This window comes from uncultured Marinobacter sp. (assembly GCF_947488835.1).
Classification (GTDB): domain Bacteria; phylum Pseudomonadota; class Gammaproteobacteria; order Pseudomonadales; family Oleiphilaceae; genus Marinobacter.
Genome location: NZ_CANLBK010000004.1, coordinates 103,973 through 121,315 on the forward strand (window position 1 = coordinate 103,973; position 17,343 = coordinate 121,315).

At 55.0% G+C, this 17,343-nt stretch carries 19 protein-coding genes; 10 read left to right on the forward strand and 9 right to left on the reverse strand.

Annotated elements, in window-relative coordinates; genetic code table 11:
• Positions 1–27: 27 nt before the first annotated feature.
• The 3 genes from Q0824_RS14105 to pilG are packed head-to-tail and all read right to left on the reverse strand — an operon-like array spanning position 28 to position 1,383.
• Entirely contained in the window at positions 28–573 is a 546-nt protein-coding gene (locus tag Q0824_RS14105) for a chemotaxis protein CheW (protein WP_298451966.1), read from the reverse strand.
• A 19-nt stretch (positions 574–592) separates the two neighbouring features.
• The gene (pilH, locus tag Q0824_RS14110; protein WP_298451969.1) at positions 593–955 is read right to left on the reverse strand and encodes a twitching motility response regulator PilH; all 363 of its coding nucleotides are present in this window, start codon (positions 953–955) and stop codon (positions 593–595) included.
• A 35-nt stretch (positions 956–990) separates the two neighbouring features.
• Positions 991–1,383 (reverse strand): twitching motility response regulator PilG, encoded by a 393-nt coding sequence (pilG, locus tag Q0824_RS14115; RefSeq protein WP_100637866.1) that lies wholly within the window; start codon positions 1,381–1,383, stop codon positions 991–993.
• 299 nt (positions 1,384–1,682) lie between these two features.
• Between pilG and gshB the strand changes: the two genes are divergently transcribed.
• The 8 genes from gshB (at position 1,683) to Q0824_RS14155 (ending at position 8,665) form a co-directional block, all read left to right on the forward strand.
• Positions 1,683–2,636, forward strand: a complete 954-nt coding sequence (gene gshB / locus Q0824_RS14120) for a glutathione synthase (RefSeq protein ID WP_298451977.1) — start codon at positions 1,683–1,685, stop codon at positions 2,634–2,636.
• A gap of 45 nt (positions 2,637–2,681) precedes the next feature.
• A complete protein-coding gene (locus Q0824_RS14125; RefSeq protein ID WP_298451980.1) occupies positions 2,682–3,548 on the forward strand; it encodes an energy transducer TonB in 867 nt (288 codons plus the stop codon).
• Positions 3,545–4,111 (forward strand): YqgE/AlgH family protein, encoded by a 567-nt coding sequence (locus tag Q0824_RS14130; RefSeq protein WP_298451983.1) that lies wholly within the window; start codon positions 3,545–3,547, stop codon positions 4,109–4,111. Before Q0824_RS14125 ends, Q0824_RS14130 begins: the two co-directional genes overlap by 4 nt.
• Entirely contained in the window at positions 4,104–4,535 is a 432-nt protein-coding gene (ruvX, locus tag Q0824_RS14135; protein WP_298451985.1) for a Holliday junction resolvase RuvX, read from the forward strand. Before Q0824_RS14130 ends, ruvX begins: the two co-directional genes overlap by 8 nt.
• A 15-nt stretch (positions 4,536–4,550) precedes the next feature.
• A complete protein-coding gene (pyrR, locus tag Q0824_RS14140) occupies positions 4,551–5,060 on the forward strand; it encodes a bifunctional pyr operon transcriptional regulator/uracil phosphoribosyltransferase PyrR (RefSeq protein ID WP_298451988.1) in 510 nt (169 codons plus the stop codon).
• 27 nt (positions 5,061–5,087) lie between these two features.
• A complete protein-coding gene (locus Q0824_RS14145) occupies positions 5,088–6,110 on the forward strand; it encodes an aspartate carbamoyltransferase catalytic subunit (protein ID WP_298451991.1) in 1,023 nt (340 codons plus the stop codon).
• The gene (locus Q0824_RS14150; RefSeq protein ID WP_298451994.1) at positions 6,107–7,408 is read left to right on the forward strand and encodes a dihydroorotase; all 1,302 of its coding nucleotides are present in this window, start codon (positions 6,107–6,109) and stop codon (positions 7,406–7,408) included. Before Q0824_RS14145 ends, Q0824_RS14150 begins: the two co-directional genes overlap by 4 nt.
• Positions 7,409–7,627: 219 nt before the next feature.
• Positions 7,628–8,665, forward strand: coding sequence for a putative solute-binding protein (locus Q0824_RS14155; protein WP_298451996.1), 1,038 nt, complete (start codon positions 7,628–7,630; stop codon positions 8,663–8,665).
• Positions 8,666–8,742: 77 nt separating this feature from the next.
• Here Q0824_RS14155 and Q0824_RS14160 read toward each other — a convergent pair whose 3' ends face one another.
• Complete coding sequence (locus Q0824_RS14160; protein ID WP_298451999.1) at positions 8,743–9,021, reverse strand: HU family DNA-binding protein; 279 nt, start codon at positions 9,019–9,021, stop codon at positions 8,743–8,745.
• A gap of 394 nt (positions 9,022–9,415) precedes the next feature.
• Between Q0824_RS14160 and Q0824_RS14165 the strand changes: the two genes are divergently transcribed.
• Together Q0824_RS14165 and Q0824_RS14170 are read left to right on the forward strand one after the other, a co-directional pair.
• The gene (locus Q0824_RS14165; RefSeq protein WP_298452638.1) at positions 9,416–10,363 is read left to right on the forward strand and encodes a hypothetical protein; all 948 of its coding nucleotides are present in this window, start codon (positions 9,416–9,418) and stop codon (positions 10,361–10,363) included.
• Positions 10,364–10,390: 27 nt separating this feature from the next.
• Positions 10,391–12,454 (forward strand): TRAP transporter large permease subunit, encoded by a 2,064-nt coding sequence (locus Q0824_RS14170; RefSeq protein WP_298452002.1) that lies wholly within the window; start codon positions 10,391–10,393, stop codon positions 12,452–12,454.
• Positions 12,455–12,553: 99 nt separating this feature from the next.
• Here the strand turns inward: Q0824_RS14170 and Q0824_RS14175 are convergent, their stop codons facing one another.
• From Q0824_RS14175 to mutM, 5 genes are all read right to left on the reverse strand, one after another.
• Complete coding sequence (locus Q0824_RS14175; protein WP_298452005.1) at positions 12,554–14,086, reverse strand: phosphoenolpyruvate carboxykinase; 1,533 nt, start codon at positions 14,084–14,086, stop codon at positions 12,554–12,556.
• Between the two features lie 175 nt (positions 14,087–14,261).
• Positions 14,262–15,116, reverse strand: coding sequence for an Hsp33 family molecular chaperone HslO (gene hslO / locus Q0824_RS14180; protein WP_298452008.1), 855 nt, complete (start codon positions 15,114–15,116; stop codon positions 14,262–14,264).
• 58 nt (positions 15,117–15,174) lie between these two features.
• Positions 15,175–15,582, reverse strand: a complete 408-nt coding sequence (hslR, locus tag Q0824_RS14185) for a ribosome-associated heat shock protein Hsp15 (protein WP_298452010.1) — start codon at positions 15,580–15,582, stop codon at positions 15,175–15,177.
• 41 nt (positions 15,583–15,623) lie between these two features.
• The gene (yrfG, locus tag Q0824_RS14190; RefSeq protein WP_298452013.1) at positions 15,624–16,331 is read right to left on the reverse strand and encodes a GMP/IMP nucleotidase; all 708 of its coding nucleotides are present in this window, start codon (positions 16,329–16,331) and stop codon (positions 15,624–15,626) included.
• A 101-nt stretch (positions 16,332–16,432) separates the two neighbouring features.
• Positions 16,433–17,245: a bifunctional DNA-formamidopyrimidine glycosylase/DNA-(apurinic or apyrimidinic site) lyase gene (mutM, locus tag Q0824_RS14195; RefSeq protein WP_298452017.1), complete on the reverse strand. Its 813-nt coding sequence runs from the start codon at positions 17,243–17,245 to the stop codon at positions 16,433–16,435.
• Between the last annotated feature and the right edge of the window lie 98 nt (positions 17,246–17,343).

A 17,343-nucleotide genomic window follows, 5' to 3' on the forward strand; every position in this document is an offset into this window, starting at 1 on the left:
GTGTTTTTCCTGCCACTGTCATCACCCTTACCACTGCGCGACGTCAAGAAAGCGTTCGTCTTCGAGCAGGTCGACTGCGGAAAACACTTTCCAGACTTCTTCGTTTCGTTCGTAGCCGCCTGCAACAAACGGCTGAACGCTTTCAGGCACACCCGCGGGTGCGGCCTTGAAACTATCGGTTGCAAAGTACTGCATGCCCAACACGGAATCGACCACCAGGCCACTGAAGATGTCGCCTTGCTCAATCACAAGCACCCGCCGTTCCCGCTGACTGCGGGATGAGCGGGGAATGTCAAAGAAGCCGGCGAGATCAACCAAGGGGAGGAGGCGCCCGCGCACGTTGGCAGCACCCATCAGAAACGGCCGTACGCCCGGAATATGTGTAAACCGGGGAACGTGCAGTATTTCAGTGACCTCACCCATGGGAGCCACATAGCGCTCGCCTGCAAGAACAAAGCCGATGCCGTTCCAAAGTTCAACGGCTTCTTGCTGTTCGGGCAGACCGGCGGCCATGGATCGGCTGCGTCGGGCGATATCCGTCAGTACGGCAAAGGGGGCGGCCTGTGCGGACATGCTTTCTCCGAAGTTGGGATCAGCCAATCAAGCTGTTGATTGTGTTGATCAGGTCGTCTTCGTTTACCGGCTTGACCAAGTAGCCTTTGGCGCCCTGGCGGGTACCCCAAACACGGTCAGTTTCCTGATCCTTCGTGGTGACAATAATCACCGGAATGGAAGCCGTTTCGGGAGCCCGGGTAAGTTGGCGGGTTGCCTGAAAGCCATTGAGGCCAGGCATAACCACATCCATGAGTACCAGATCCGGGGTTTCGGCACGGGCCTTGGCAACACCATCTGCGCCGTTATCGGCAGTAAGCACTTCGTGCTTGTGCTTTTCCAGAATGGTGGAGATTTTTTTAACCTCGGTAGGAGAGTCGTCAACAATCAGAATGCGAGCCATTGGTTCCTCGATGGTTCTTTATATGTCAGCAGGGATTACTGTGGTGCCACAGGTACATAGTGGCGAATGGTATTGAGCAGCTCATCCTTGCTGAACGGTTTGGTCAGGTACTGGTCAGAGCCGACGATGCGACCCTTGGCCTTGTCAAAAAGCCCGTCTTTGCTTGACAGCATGATGACCGGCGTCTTTTTGAATGAGGAATTATTTTTGATGAGCGCGCAGGTCTGGTAGCCGTCCAGGCGGGGCATCATGATATCCACAAAGATGATATCGGGTTGTGAGTCGGCGATTTTAGCCAAAGCGTCAAAACCGTCTGTCGCGGTGATAACCTCACAGCCTACCTTCTTCAGGAGGGTTTCTGCGGTGCGACGGATGGTTTTGCTATCGTCGATCACCATGATCTTCAAGTTCTCGAAGTTGTCATCCATTGTCCAGGTGCCTTGCGCTCAGCGACTGTCATTGTTTTAAACGGGGGCTTTTTAGCATAAACCTTAAGGTTCTTCTATAAACCCTGTGCATTTATAGATTATCAGTGGCCTGATAAAAAGTATTACTTTGTGTCCAAATGTACTTTTGCCTGCAACATCACGTAATTTACCCAGGATTTCTCCGGATGCATTCAAGGCTCGGGTACAATACCATCTGATTTCTCAGCATAGCACTTATTACCCGGTTTACTCTGCATACCGGTTCGTGTTTTTCACCCCTCAGGAGCGCCAGAGACACTATGACCGTTCGACTTGGAATTGTGATGGATCCCATCGAGGATATCCATTTCAAAAAAGACAGTTCATTGGCGATGTTGCTGGCTGCGCAAAACCGCGGCTGGGAAATCGAATACATGGAGCTACCTGACCTTTATCTGGACGGTGGCAAGGCTATGGCCCACATGCGCAGCCTGACGGTGCGCAAGGACCCTGAAGACTGGTTCAGCTATGGCACCGCGCGGGATCTGCCCCTGGGTGAGCTTGATGTGATCCTGATGCGCAAAGATCCGCCGGTCGATGATGAGTTTCTGATGGCCACCTATATTCTTGGGTCCGCCGAGCAACAAGGCGCACTGGTGGTTAATCCGGCGGCAACCCTGCGGGACTGCAACGAAAAGCTGTTTGCCACACAGTTTGAAGATCTTACGCCGCCTCTGCTGGTCAGTCGGTCGGCGAAGCGGTTCAGGGAATTTTATGCGCAGCACGGTGACATTATTATGAAGCCGGTGAACGGTATGGGCGGCCATTCCATTTTCCGCATTAAGGAAAACGACTTTAACCTGGGAGTGATTATTGAAACTCTGACCAATTATGATACGCGTCAGGCGATGGCCCAAAAGTTTATTCCTGAAATCAGCAACGGCGATAAGCGCATTCTGATGATTGAAGGTGAGGCAGTGCCATACTCCCTTGCACGAATTCCATCGCAAGGTGAAAATCGCGGAAATCTCGCGGCCGGTGGTCGGGGCGAGGGTCGTGAGCTAACGGACCGTGACCGTGAGATCTGTGCGCGGGTAGCGCCGGTAATCAAAGAAAAAGGTTTGATGTTCGTAGGCCTGGATGTGATTGGTGATTACCTTACCGAAATCAACGTCACCAGCCCAACCTGCATCCGGGAGCTGGATGACACCTTCGGGACGGATATAGGCGGCATGTTGATTGATGCCATTGATAAGCGTCTTAGCCAGGGCTGATGTGATCGTTATGGGTCAGAGCCAATCACAGGAACGGGTTTAGTCATGGCAGTGCAGGTAAGCGATTTTGACAGGTTTTCCTTCACACTGTTTATGGCGCTGGTGGTGCATGCGGTTGTAGTGCTGGGAATTACCTTTGCTCCGGAGTCCCCGCGCTCTTCTGCACAGACTATGGAAATCACTCTGTCACAGTTCGATGATGAGCAGGCGCCCGATAAGGCAGACTTTCTGGCTCAGACCAACCAGCAGGGTAGTGGTACTGAAGATGAGCCCCGGGAAATGACCTCGCCACAACCTGCTGAAATCAGCCAGCCGGAAGTGACTCAGGTTCAATCAGAGCCCCCGGCGCAGGTTGAACCTGTTCGCCGGCAGGAGCGGGCGGTTGTGCAAACGGAGGGTCGGTCCAGTCAGAAGGTTCATCAGCCTGAGCAGCGTGCTGAGCCCGTAGAAGAGCCCTTGCCGGTGCGTGAAAAGAAAAGCCTGATGGAGCGCAGTCTGGAAATTGCGAGCCTGGAGGCCCGCTTTGACGCCCAGCAGCAGGCCTATGCCCGCAAGCCGAGAGTGATGCGGGTAACGGCAGCTTCCACCCTGAAGTCCAGTAACGCCTGGTATGTGCAGAATTGGGTGAGCAAAGTGACGCGGGTTGGCAATATTAACTACCCCACTGAAGCCCGGCGCGCCGGCGTTTATGGCACCCTGCGAATGCTGGTATCCATGCAGAAAGATGGCACAATCAAGGAAGTAGCTATTCTGCAATCGTCCGGGAGCACGCTGCTGGATGATGCGGCAATTCGTATTGTCAGGATGGCTGCACCCTTCGCGCCATTTCCTGACGAAATGCGAAAAGACGTGGACGAACTGGAAATCATACGTACCTGGTCTTTTCAGCAAAGGGGGCTGACATCCGGATGACGGCATCTAAGCATTCTCCTCACAGCTTGCGACACCACTTTCTGGTGGCATCGCCCTATCTCGCGGATCCTCGCTTTCATGGTGCTGTTATCTATCTTTGCGAGCACTCCAGCGACGGCGCCTTGGGGTTGATGGTCAACCAACCTCTCGATATTCATTTGGGAGAGATTCTGGAGCAGCTCGATCTTCAGGGTGGCGAGCTTGATTTGCCTGTGTTTAGCGGGGGGCCGGTGGAGCAAGAACGAGGATTCGTACTGCACTCCCCCGGAGCGGATTGGCAGAGTACCGCCAAGGTCGCCGACGACGTTATGCTGACAACCTCCCGCGATATACTGGCCGGCATTGGCCTCAACGAAGGTCCGGAAGAGTTTTTGATGGCGCTGGGATACTCGGGCTGGGGTGAGGGGCAGCTTGAGGAAGAGCTGGGCAGCAACTCCTGGCTAACCTGCCCTGCCACTCCCGATATTCTGTTCAGGACACCGTGGGCTGACCGCTATAAGGCCGTTCTTGCCTTGATAGGGATAGATATTAATCAACTCAGTGAAACGGTGGGGCATGCCTGAACGCGGCCAGCGCAGTGTGATGGCATTCGATTTTGGTCTCCGCCGTATTGGCGTAGCTATGGGGCAGGAGATGATCGGGACAGGCCAGCCCCTGACCATGATCCCCGCCGACAACGGAACCCCCGATTGGGCTCAGCTCGAAAAGCTGTTGGTGGAGTGGCAGCCGGATCTGGTGCTGGTGGGCTTGCCCCTGAATATGGATGGCAGCGAAAATGACATGTGTGGCCGCGCCCGAAAGTTTGGTAAGCGCCTGCACGGTCGCTTCCATGTTCCGATAGAGATGGTCGATGAACGCCTGACCAGTTACGAAGCGAAAGGTCAGGTAATGGCTGTCGGTGGTAGCCGGGATTATGGTCGTCATGGCGTAGACGATCGCGCAGCGGTGCTGATACTGGAAACCTGGTGTCGGTTGCAAACAGAATAATAAAGCGAGGATGTAATGAGCGCATTGCTTGATGTAGACCAGCTTCTGGACAAGTTGGAAGCAGGGCTGCGTAACCTGCTTGAAGAGCGCAGTATCAAGTCGCCGGTGCTTATTGGCATTCGCACCGGGGGCGTATGGGTGGCCGATATCATTGGCAAGCGCCTTGGAATTGAAGAGCCGTTCGGGGAGTTGGATATTTCTTTCTACCGGGATGACTTCAGCCGGATTGGGCTGAATCCCAAGGTCACACCCTCAAGCCTGCCGTTTGATACCGAAGATCGGGATATCATATTGGTCGACGACGTTATTATGAGTGGCCGTACCATACGTGCGGCGATGAATGAACTGTTCGATTATGGCCGCCCAGCCAGTATCATACTCGCCACGCTGATTGATCTCGGTGCCCGTGAACTGCCCATCCAGCCCGATGTGGCCGGGCAGTCGCTGACGCTGGATGCGCCGCAGCGCATAAAACTTCGCGGCCCGGATCCACTCCGGATAGAAATTCAGACAACTGAACAGTAAACCCTCGAAACCGATAGCAGGCACTCCATGACCGCAAACGCAGCTTCTCCCAACCACTTGCAGCTTACCCGGGATGGCCAGTTGCGGCATTTTCTGACTCTGGACGGGCTGGGCAGGGAGCTACTGACCGACATTCTGGATACGGCAGATTCTTTTATCGAGGTGGGAGAGCGAAGTATCAAGAAGGTGCCTTTGCTGCGAGGCCGAACCGTGGTCAACCTGTTTTTTGAAGCCAGTACCCGCACCCGTAGTACCTTTGAGCTTGCTGCAAAACGGCTGTCTGCCGACGTACTTAACCTCGATATCAACACCTCCGCAACGTCCAAGGGCGAATCGCTTTCAGATACGCTTCTCAACCTTGAGGCCATGGCCAGCGATATGTTTGTTGTGCGCCATGCCCAGAGCGGCGCGCCACACTTTATTGCTGAAAGCGTGACCCCAGGCGTAGCGATTATTAACGCCGGCGACGGTCGCCACGCACACCCCACTCAGGCCATGCTCGATATGCTGACCATTCGTCAGCACAAAGGCCGTTTTGAGGGTCTTAAAGTGGCCATAGTGGGCGACATTCTCCACTCGCGGGTAGCGCGATCCCAAATCCGTGCGCTGAACGAGCTGGGTGCCGAACAGATACGGGTTATTGCCCCCGGAACCCTGCTGCCAAAAGATGTGGAGAGCCTCGGTTGTACGGTGGAATACGACATGGCCAAGGGCATGAAGGACCTGGATGTGGTGATCATGCTACGCCTGCAGAAAGAGCGTATGGAAGGTGCTCTGCTGCCCAGCGAGCGTGAGTTTTACCGGCTCTACGGCTTGAGTCAGGAGAAGCTGGCGCTGGCGCATCCGGAGTGCATTGTGATGCACCCAGGCCCGATTAATCGTGGCGTCGAGATTGAATCCTCGGTGGCGGATGGCCCTCAGTCGGTCATTCTGAACCAGGTTACCAATGGTATCGCCATTCGTATGGCTGTTATGTCCATGGCCATGGGTGGACAGATGGCTGAACGACAGCAGAAACTGAACGAAATGAATGAGAGAGGCCTGGCATGAGCGGAAACGACCAATTCTCCGGTGCCAGCCTCAAAATTACTGGCGGCCGCCTGCTGGATGGCCATGGCAGTGAAGCGCCAAATTCTGCCCTGTTGATCCGGAACGGGCGCATTGCGGCCATTGGCGAAGCGGCCGAAAAAGCCGACGCAGACCAATTATTTGATGCCAAAGGCTGCGTGATTTCACCGGGCTTTGTTGATCTGTACTGCAACCTGCGTGAACCGGGCAATGGCCAGAAAGGCAACATGGTGTCCGAGACCCGTGCCGCTGCCCGGGGCGGCTTCACCACCGTATGCGTATCGCCCGAAACGTCCCCGGTTAACGATTCCCGGGCCGTGACTCACCTGATTCGGGATGGCGCTTATGTCAGCTCGCCGATTCGTGTGTTGCCTGTGGGCGCTCTGACCCGTGGGCTTGATGGAGAAATGCTCAGTGATATGTCGGGCCTGACCGCCGCTGGCTGTATTGCGGTGGGTAACGGTTCCCGCGGTGTGCGCAATGCCCGGGTGCTGCGCCGCTGCATGGCCTATGCCCAGACTTTTGGTTTGATTGTGATGTTGCGCCCGGAGAATCAGTCCCTGGCCGCAGATGGCTATGCCCATGATGGTCTGGTGTCAGCTCGTTTGGGCTTGCTGGGTATTCCGGAAGTGGCTGAAACCGCATCCGTAATGGAAATGCTTTTATTGGCTGAAGAAACCGGCGTAAGGCTGCACTTGAGCCAGCTTTCATGCGGCCGCAGCGTTGAAATGGTTGCCGATGCCCGCCGCCGGGGTATTGCCGTCACCGCTGATGTAGCCATGCATCAGCTTGTGTTTACGGAAGAGGCGCTGTCGAGCTTTGATAGCCGTTTCCATTTGCGCCCGCCGCTGCGTTCAGAGGCGGACCGAAAAGCGCTGGTTGCCGGCGTTCGCGAAGGCGTCATTGATGCCATCGTCAGTCAGCATCTGCCCCATGAAAGCGCTGCCAAGCAGGCGCCGCTGCCAGACACCGAGCCTGGTCTTTCCAGCATAGAAAGTCTGCTCTCCCTCGGGCTTGAACTGGTGCAGCGAGGTGAGTTAACCCTTACCGAACTGATTCGTGGGCTTACCTCCGGTCCGGCCTCGGTGGCCGGGCTCAATGCTACGATTGGCCAGGATGATGTAGCGGATCTGTGTGTATTTGATCCTGATGCGCATTGGACTCCGAGCAAGCAGACCCTGATTTCGGCCGGTCACCACGCGCCCGTGCTCGATCGGCCGTTGCCGGGCGTTGTTCGGTTTACGCTGGTAGAAGGGCGAGAGGCCTGGCGTAGCGCCTGAAGTCTCTGGATGGGTATGAAAAGAGTGCCCGGGTTTGCGCCAATCTTTGTCGACGCCATCACATAATCCAAAATGTTGCTTAAAAACCCTTGAGAAGGGGCGCCTGTGCCAACGTATTCTTATGCCTTTCGGCATAATGTCGACTTCAATAAAATGCGCAGCGTGTCAGTTCAGATAGCAAGCACTGCTGCCGGACAATAATGATTCAGGAGTCATCCCGTGACGTCAGTATTCTTCCCGCAAAAGGTGGCCTTGGCGGCTGCCCTGTGTGCCAGCTTTTTGCTCCCCTCAGTGGGTAATGCCCAAACCAGTCCGAAAGCAGCCGATGAAATTATTGAGCGAAGCTTTTGTGTATTTGATCCGGTTGGCGCTAACGGCCCACTTTTCACCATCACCAAAACCTTTCAGCCCATTGCTCTTCAGAATGGCATCAAGCTGAACCTGAGTGCCTACACTGACGAAAAAGTTGCTGCAGAAGATTTCAAGGCTGGTCAGTGTGATGCAGTCTTCCTTACCGGAACCCGCGCTCGTGAGTTCAACAAGTTTACCGGCAGTCTGGAGGCCATGGGTGCCGTGCCGGGCCAAGAAGAAATGCGTTTGCTGTACAACACGCTCAGTCAGCCCAACGCGCGTCCATTGCTGATAGATGGGCCCTATGAAGTCGCGGGAGTTTTCCCGGCGGGTGCGATTTACCTCCACACCCGTGACCGCAGCATTGATTCCGTAGAGAAACTTCAGGGCAAACGCGTTGCAACACTGGATTTCGATCAGGCATCGGTTCGCATGGTTCGTCATGTGGGTGCGTCTGTTGTTGGTTCCAACTCCGCCAACTTTGCCGGCAAGTTCAATAATGGCAGTGTTGATATTGCCTACGCCCCTGCCGTGGCCTATCAGCCACTGGAACTGTACAAAGGCGTTGAGCCAAACGGCGGCGTGCTTAAGTACGCACTGGCCTATATGAACTTCCAGATTATCCTCCACCGCGATCGCTTCCCTGATAGCGCGGGCCAGATGGTGCGTGACGAGGCCGTCAAACGCATGGGTGAGGCCTATGACATCATTTCCCAGGCAGAAGCCGAAATGCCGGAAAGTGTATGGATGACATTGCCAAGGGAAGTGACAGCGGAGTACGACAAAATGCTGCAGAAAGTACGTTTGTCACTGGTCGACGATGGTGTGTACGACGAGCGTGCAATCAAGCTGATGAAGGCTATTCGGTGTCGTGTGGACGCCACACGTTCCGAGTGTGCTTCCTGATTTAACGCGCAACCTGAAACAGGCCCGCCTGATGCAATGCGGGCGGGCCGTTTCAGCTTTGGCAGTCGATATGGTTCTCAGTTTGAGCGAAGCGCATCCTTGAATGCTTTACCTGCTTTGAAACCAACGGTTTTGCTGGCAGGAATGCGGATTGTTGCTCCAGTTTGAGGGTTTCTGCCATCCCGTGCCTCACGGGCGCGGACATTAAAGGTGCCAAATCCCGTAAGGGTGGTGTCTTCTCCGCGAGCCGCAGCAGCCGAGATCTGGTCTGTAATTGTGGTAATCACTTCGCCGGCCTTTTCTCGAGTGAGGCCAGTGCGTTCGGCGATAGCTGCAGCAAGTTCAGGTTTGCGCATCGGGTATTCCTTTTTGTTTTTATCCAATGGAGTCACAACTCAACGTGAGTGCGGCTGCCTGAATCTATAGCGGTTTGCGGCGTTTTGTGCAAATCCGAGGGGCCATAAAATCTGTGTACACAGGCGTCATTTGCGGTGCCGGTCTCAAAATAAGTAGGCGCTGTAGGCCATAATGCCCGGCTAACGGCGCGTTCAGAATAATAATTTAAAACGTTAAGAAGGTTTAAAAACCATGAAGCAAACCGGGATTCCATTAGCAGCCCCCTCCAACCCGAATTATTCCCGCTCGCTATCTGTCGGGCAGTCAATTTGGCATTCGTTCGCCCGCTGCAAGGGCGTTGTTGTTGCATTGAGCCTCGGTACACTGTTGTCAGGCTGTGGCGTGATCAACAACATGATGTACAAAACCACTGGCGATGTAATGCAGGGCTTTTCCAGGGAGCACACGATTCCCTACTTGATGGAAAGCGGCGATCTTGCCATGGGTTGCGCCATGAGTGAGGCCACTGCGCCTCTACTGATGTCCTTCGGCCGAGTGACCGACGAGCCCGACCAACTGGCAGTAATGCTTTATCTTTCAGCGGGTGGCTGCGCTGAAGATCAAGGCCGTGAGTATGAACTGGCTGCACTGGCCGCCATGTACGAAAGAAAAGGCAATGCCGCGGAAGACGCCATGATTCGCCAGAAGCGCGCCTACACCCTGGCATCCAAGCGCTACTTCAAGGCGTGGCAGCACCACAACACCTATTACGGAGAACCCGGCACCGGTGAGTGCCCGGACTTTGACGACGATTTGGATGAGTTCATTTACCTTGCCGGTTTGTTGTCTGGTTTGCAGGCACTTAATGCTGAGATCCAGTCAACATCGTCTATTGGTGTTCCCAAGAACATTGGCTCAATTGTAGCCAGAGCGTCCAGCTGTCTTGAAAATGACAAGTGGTGGGGTGCGCCAATGGCGCTGAAAGCAACGGTATGGGCCATGATACCGGGCGCACAACCGGAAGGTGAAGATGCCTTCGAGCGGCTTGCCATAGCAGACCGCAAGGGTGAAGAAGCGGGTGTACGCCTCAGCCACGTTTTCCACGCAATTTCTGCCACCAACAAGGGTGACGAGGCAATGGTGAAGTCCGTGGTGCGTCGGCACGCTGAGTCGCTCAAAGAGCAGCCTGCAAATGAAGAGTGGGCCTTCGTGGATGCCATGGCGACCAATATCATCGTCTCAATCTCCGACCGCCTTTGGGTAGAGAATACCGGCCACCGCACCCCTTTGGGCCAGCTTGGCACCTTCTGGGATGACCAGCAGAAAGAAGTTGAAACCATGAGCCTGGATGGCCTGCTGTAATTTGTTAATGTTCCAGAGTGTAGAGTTATGACCAAGGGTAGTTTTCGTCGGAGTGGTCTGGAGTGGTTTTCATCACTACCTGCCTGTCTGCTTTTATTGTCTGTGGTGCTTTTTTCCACAAGCAGTGATATCCATAACCAGATGCTGCGTGGTGGTGAGCAGCTCTGGAGTGGCTATTACAAACTGCGGATGGACCCGGTTGCGCCAACCTGTAACGCAGATCGGGACATTGATGCGGCAGTGGCGCAAGAGCTTGCTCAAAAGCCAGCCGACGACGACCCCATGGCAATGTTGCTGGGCGCACAGGAGAAAAACCCTGCGGATGTCCGGCTTGCGATTGAGCGCTCCGTTGCCGATTGCAAAGCGGCCTACCAAAGCTACGACAGCCTGCAGGATAAGCTTACCCCCGGCGTGAAGGTCTACCGTGCAGTAGAGCTGTTTGTTGCTGATTTGATTGCCTTTGGCCTTGAGTCGCAACGCTACATTCTGGTTCTGCTGGTTATGCTGTGTGCTGCCACAGCCACGCTTACGCGCCACCACATAGCCATGCGGGCTATGGAAACCCGTTTGGACTATACGGTTTCGCTGACGCTCCAGACGATTGCTAACGCTATGTTGCTGGGGTCCAGCCTGATTTTCCGCCAGTCCAGTTTGGGCACAGAAACGGCGGTGTCATCCGACGATCTGCTGCTCCATAACTTTTGGGTCGTAGGTTTTGCATGCCTTACCTTGGCCAGCCTTTACCGACTGGTTCGCGTGCCGGCAGATCTGGCTCCCGGCGGGCAACCGAACAAGGCATTCCTGGCGGTGCCGCTGTATACGGTGATGTGTCTGATTTCCGGAAGCTACTTTGCGCTGATTGGTCACACCTCAGGCATCGGTATTTATCTTGGCAAGATGGTCGAGCTAGCGGACATGTTCCTTAATGTGGGGTTGTATGTTTGGGTCGGCATGATGCTTAAACAAACGCGCCTGGCTACGCTGGTATTCAACCTGTTTCGGCCCTGGCGTATGCCTCCGGAAATGCTGGCGGTGGTGGCCGTGCTTGTTGCGGCGGTTCCAACGGCCTATACCGGTGCTTCAGGTATTTTTGTTATTGCCGCCGGCGCGGTTATCTACAGTGAGTTGCGAGCGGCCGGTGCCCGTAGGCAGCTGGCGCTGGCAGCCACCGCGATGTCGGGCTCTCTGGGAGTTGTGTTGCGCCCCTGCCTGTTGGTTGTTGTTATTGCTTACCTCAATCGGGAAGTGACCACAGACGACCTGTTCGGCTGGGGTATCTGGGTGTTTGTGTTGACGGCTGCCATGTTCAGCGCGGTTGCGCTTACCGTAAACCGGCAGAGCAAGTTTAATCTGGCACCGGTTTCCGAAGCTTTGCCAGCCACGCTTCAAGCGCTTCGTTCGCTGATTCCTTATGCTCTGGTCATTGTGGGTGTTGTTCTACTGTACCGTTATGCTTTGGATGTGCGCATGGATGAGTTTTCGGCACCGCGTTTGTTGCCAGTCATTATGCTGTCCATTCTGGTATACGAGCACATAAGCTTTAAAAACAAAAAGGGCAGTGCGTCTGGTGAGATTAACCACCAGGGGCTGGAGCGCAGTGTGCGCGGAGCCACCAACGATACCACGGCCGAGATTGGCGCATTGCTGTTACTGTTGGGCTTGTCGGTCAGCATTGGCGGTGTGATCGAGCGTTCTCAGATTATGGAGGCGTTCCCTCAGGCGTTCGATAGTGCCTGGTCTGCCATGTTGTTGATGGTTGTGATTCTGGTCATTCTTGGAATGATTATGGATGCCTTTGGTGCGGTCATTCTGGTGACTGCCACCGTAGCGTCCATTGCCTATTCCAGCGGCATTCACCCCATTCACTTCTGGATGGTGACCCTTGTGGCTTTTGAGTTGGGTTACTTGAGCCCGCCGGTGGCGCTTAACCACCTGTTAACACGACAAGTGGTGGGAGAAGCCGAAGTGCTGGCTGCCCAGCAGGAAGGCGGCACTTTCTATCAGCGCCATGAGCGCATCATTATGCCGTTGATTGCTATGGGTATTTCGCTGGTGCTGGTGGCCTTTGTACCTTTGATGTTCTACGCCTGAATCTAAACCTGAACAACGCAGGATGCAAAATGCTCCAGCCTTGAAACGAAAAAAGCGCCCTGCTTCTCAGTAGGGCGCTTTTTTTTGGGAGGGGCAGGCTTAGAGCTTCGGCCCGGCCTCCACAATGGAATCGGAAACATCAAATTTCTTGAAGTTTTCGACGAACTGACCAATCAGTTCCGCTGCCTTCTTGTCGTAAGCATCTGTACTGGCCCAGGTGTTGCGTGGGTTCAGTAGCGCCGAATCTACGCCCGGTACCTGCTTGGGTACGCTCAGGTTGAGGGTCGGCAGGTGTTCAGTTTCGACATTGTCCAGTTCGCCGTTCTGAATGCCACTGATGATCGCGCGGGTGGTCGGTATGCTGAAGCGCGTCCCTTCACCATAGGCGCCGCCGGTCCAGCCGGTATTTACGAGGAAGACCTTACTGCCGTACTCATCCATACGCTTCATCAGGAGCTCAGCGTACACACCTGCTGGACGCGGGAAGAACGGAGCACCGAAGCAGGTAGAGAAGGTAGATTTCAGTGCGGACGACGAGCCCATTTCTGTGGAGCCAACCAGCGCGGTATAACCACTCAGGAAGTGATAAGCGGCGCCTTCCCGGCTCAGAATAGACACAGGTGGCAATACGCCCGTCATGTCGCAGGTCAGGAACACAATGTGTGTTGGCTCACCGGCGCGGTTCTCGAGCACGCGCTTTTCAATGTGTTCGAGCGGATAGGCACACCGGGAATTTTCCGTGAGGGAAACGTCGGTATAGTCTGGCTCGCGAGTTTCCGCATCAATTGTTACGTTTTCAACAATAGCGCCGAAGCGGATAGCGTCCCATATAATGGGCTCGTTCTTCTTGCTCAGATCGATGCACTTGGCATAGCAGCCGCCTTCAATATTGAAAACAGTGCCAGGGCCCCAGCCGTGCTCGTCGTCACCGATAAGGAAGCGGTGCGGGTCGGCAGAGAGCGTGGTTTTACCGGTGCCGGAGAGGCCGAAGAACAGGCAGGTTTCGCCATCTTCACCCACGTTGGCAGAGCAGTGCATCGGTAGTACGTCTTTTTCCGGTAACAGGAAGTTCTGCACGGAGAACATCGCCTTTTTCATCTCACCGGCGTAATGCATGCCGGCCAGAAGCACTCTGCGGCGAGCAAAGTTGATGATGACGCAACCATCGCTGTTGGTGCCATCGCGCTCGGGTACGCACTCAAAATTGGCGGCGTTCAGAATTTGCCATTCCTGCTTGTCAGCCTGGTTGTAGTTTTCCGGGCGAATGAACAGATTGCGGCCGAACAGGTTTTGCCAGGCGGTCTCGGTGGTCATTTTCACCGGCAGGTAGTGCTCTGGGTCAGAACCTACATGCACCAAGGAGACAAAGCTGTCTTTTTCAGCAATATAGGCTTCTACGCGTTCCCACAGGGCGTCGAATTTATCGGCGTCGAATGGGCGGTTGATTGGCCCCCAGTGAATGTCGTCAGAGGTACTTGGCTCTTCGACAATGTAGCGATCCATGGGGGATCGACCGGTGCGATGACCAGTTTCTACGACCAGCGAACCGTTGGATGCCAGCTGGCCCTCGTTGCGTGCCAGTGCCTGTTCTACCAGTCGTGCTGTACTCAGATCATTATAAGTGTTGCTCACTTCGACCTCACCCTCGGGATGTCTTAGTGACTGCTCAGGCCGCCTGCCCGAAAATTGACGGAATTCTGAACAATCGGATCAATTCAGGCGCGCTATTATGCCAGAGGCGCCGATAAAAAACGACTACGCCGGAAGCCTTGCGATTGCTGGCTTCCGAGAGATTCTGTAGCCATGCCTAGTGTAGCGTATGACCGGCAAAAAGCTGATCAATATCATTCCTGTCGAAGCGGTAGTGCGCATGGCAGAACTGGCAGTCCATATCTATGGTTCCCTGTTCGTCCAGTATGCTGTAACACTCGTCTTTGCCAATGGCTTCAAGGGCGACAAGGGTTCTGTCTTTGGAACAGCTGCACTGAAATGCCACGGCTTCGGCGTCAAAGAGCCGCACAGTTTCTTCGTTAAAGAGGCGGTGGAGCAGGGCTTCGCTGTCCAGTTCCAGCAATTCGTCAGCTTTAACCGTGCGCGCAAGGTGGTTGACGCGCTCCCAGAGTTCGTCGTCCTCTTGGGTAGCGCCAGGCATGCGCTGAAGCATCAAGCCCGCGGCCCCGCGGTCGCTGGAAAACAGGAACAGGCTGGTGGGTATTTGTTCCGAGCGTTCAAAGTACTCTTCCAGACATCCTGCAAGGCTGTCGCGTTCACGGGGTACAACACCCTGGTAGCGGTTACCCTGCTGCGGGGTGATGGTTATGGCCATGCGACCGTCACCCAGGAGGTTGTGGAAACTGTCCTCAGTTACCGCGTGCTCATCAAATCGTGCCAGACCGCGAATTTTACGGTCATGACTGCACTCAGCCATTAACGTTCGGAGCGGGCCTTCGCCCTGAGCTTGAATCGACAAGGTGCCTTCAAATTTCAGACTGCTACTCATAACAATGCTGGCTACTAGTGCTTCGCCCAGAAGGCCGCGAACGGATTCCGGGTAGGGTGCCTGGCCGGTGATTTCACGGAAGCTCTCGTCAAGCTGCACCCAGGCTCCGCGCACCTGGCTGTGTTCAAATATAAAACGCTGGAACTGGTCGCGGGATGCCATGCTGGTTCTCCTGAAAGCTGGATGCTTGAATCGGTAGGTGACAACAGAACTGACTGGCTCAGATGCTGTTCTGGTCACGGAATCGTTGAATGTCGCGGCGATCTTTCTTGGAAGGACGCCTGGCCGGCGGCAACTGTGCTGCCTGCATGGTTTTGCGTTGCCACGAGAGGTCTTCCCGCTTTTTTACGCTGTCTTCGGTTTCGTGGTAGAGCTTTTGGGCTTCGGGTGCACCGCGCCGACGTTCGCTTACATCGTCGACAATGACCACTTTTTCCAGATAGCCAAGGCGCAGGGTGAGCGTGGCGCCGGGTTCAACCAGTCGGCCGGGCTTGCAGCGTTGGCTGTTGTAGTGGACTTTGCCGCCCTCTACCGCTTCTTTTGCAAGAGCGCGTGTTTTGTAAAAACGTGCGGCCCAGAGCCATTTGTCGAGCCTTACCCGTTGATCGTCCGAAGTGGATGCCGCCATATCTCCTCACCTGATGGGCGTATGTCTGGATTATAGCGCCCTCAGTCACCAGATGGCAGAGCGCTTTTCTGATGATGGGGTCTTTGTTGATGGATGGCCGTCAGAACTTCATCAAAGTGGTGTACGCAAGGTATTTCGGGATGGCCTTTGCTGGCGGCCTTTTTACTGTCCGGGGCCAGAATTCCCAAGCATTGGGCAATTCCGGCGGACCGGGCGCTTTCGAGTACCGGGAAGCTGTCATCCACCATCAGTGTGGAGGCAGCTCTATAGGGTGCAAGCTGTTGCAAGTCGTGCCAAAAAGCGGTGTCTTCCTTGGGCTTGCCTAATTGATGGCTGGAAACAATGCCGTCTACATAGCGGTCCAGGCCTGTGCGCTGAAGTTTCAGCTCCAAAGGATCGGGGTGGCAGTTGGTTACGATGACAGATTGCAGGCCGGCGCTCTTGAGAGACTGAAGAAAATCCGCCACATGCGGGCGGTAGCCGATGCGATCACCAAGTTCCGATTTCAGCACGGTTATGTCCAGGGCAAGTTGCTCGCTCCAGTAATCGGTGCAATAGAAGTTGAGCGTGCCTCTTTGGGCCATGATCATGCTGATGATTTTGTCTCTGGCTTTCTCGGGGTGCATGCCGTTGCGCTCAGCGTAGCGACGGGGCAGGTGTTCCAGCCAGAAATGATTGTCGAAGTGCAGATCAAGCAGTGTGCCGTCCATATCCAGGAATACGGTTTCGAGGGACGTCCAGTTGATCATATGCAAAGCCAGCCTTGAAAGTTCTCTTCAGGCTGCCGCAGATCCCGATTTGAGGCAAGCCGGGATATTACGGATGTTGGGCGCAGGTCTGCGGTCCTGAGCTACCGTTGGCATCGTGTGCAGTACACGGTAGATCGTCCATTCATGCGGATTTCCTTCAGCGATGCTTCGCAGTTCGGGCAGGGCTCTCCGGCCCGGCCGTAAACCAGCAGTGACTGGGCAAAATAGCCTGGCTTGCCATCGCTGTTCACGAAGTCTCGTAACGTGGTTCCGCCCATCAGGATCGCGGCGCTGAGGATTTCCCGGATGGCTTCCGCAAGGCGCAGGTAGCGATCGAGACTGATGCGGCCGGCCTTGCGCTTGGGATGAATGCCCGCGTGGAACAGGGCTTCGTTGGCGTAAATGTTGCCCACGCCGACCACCACATGGTTGTCCATGATGAAGGATTTCACCGGGGTGTTTCTGGAGCGCGATAACCGGAACAGCATTCGGCCAGTAAACTCTACCGATAGCGGTTCCGGCCCCAGGCTGGCAATCAGGGGGTGAGCTGGTGCCGAATCGGCCCACAGCCAGCAGCCAAAGCGGCGGGGGTCATTAAAGCGCAGAGTTACCCCGGAATGCAGCACAAGGTCGATGTGATCGTGTTTCTCTGCCGGTGCGCCATCGGTGATGATGCGAAGGCTGCCCGACATGCCCAGATGAACGATCGCAGTGCCATGGTCGAGGTTCAGAAACAGGTATTTCGCTCGCCGCTCCACAGTGCGGATAACCTGGCCGTCCATTTGCGCGGCAATATTGCCGGGCACGGGCCAGCGCAGACGGCCATTCCGTACTTTGATCTGGTCAATGGTTTGACCTTCACAGTGGGGTGCGATGCCGCGCCTTGTGGTTTCAACTTCGGGTAATTCGGGCATTCAACCAGTCTCCGGTCAAATTTTAAGGTGCAATGTGGTGCAAATGTGAACGGTAGCAAACTTGCCTTTAAAGCTTGTTGTTTTAGCTAACACCTGTA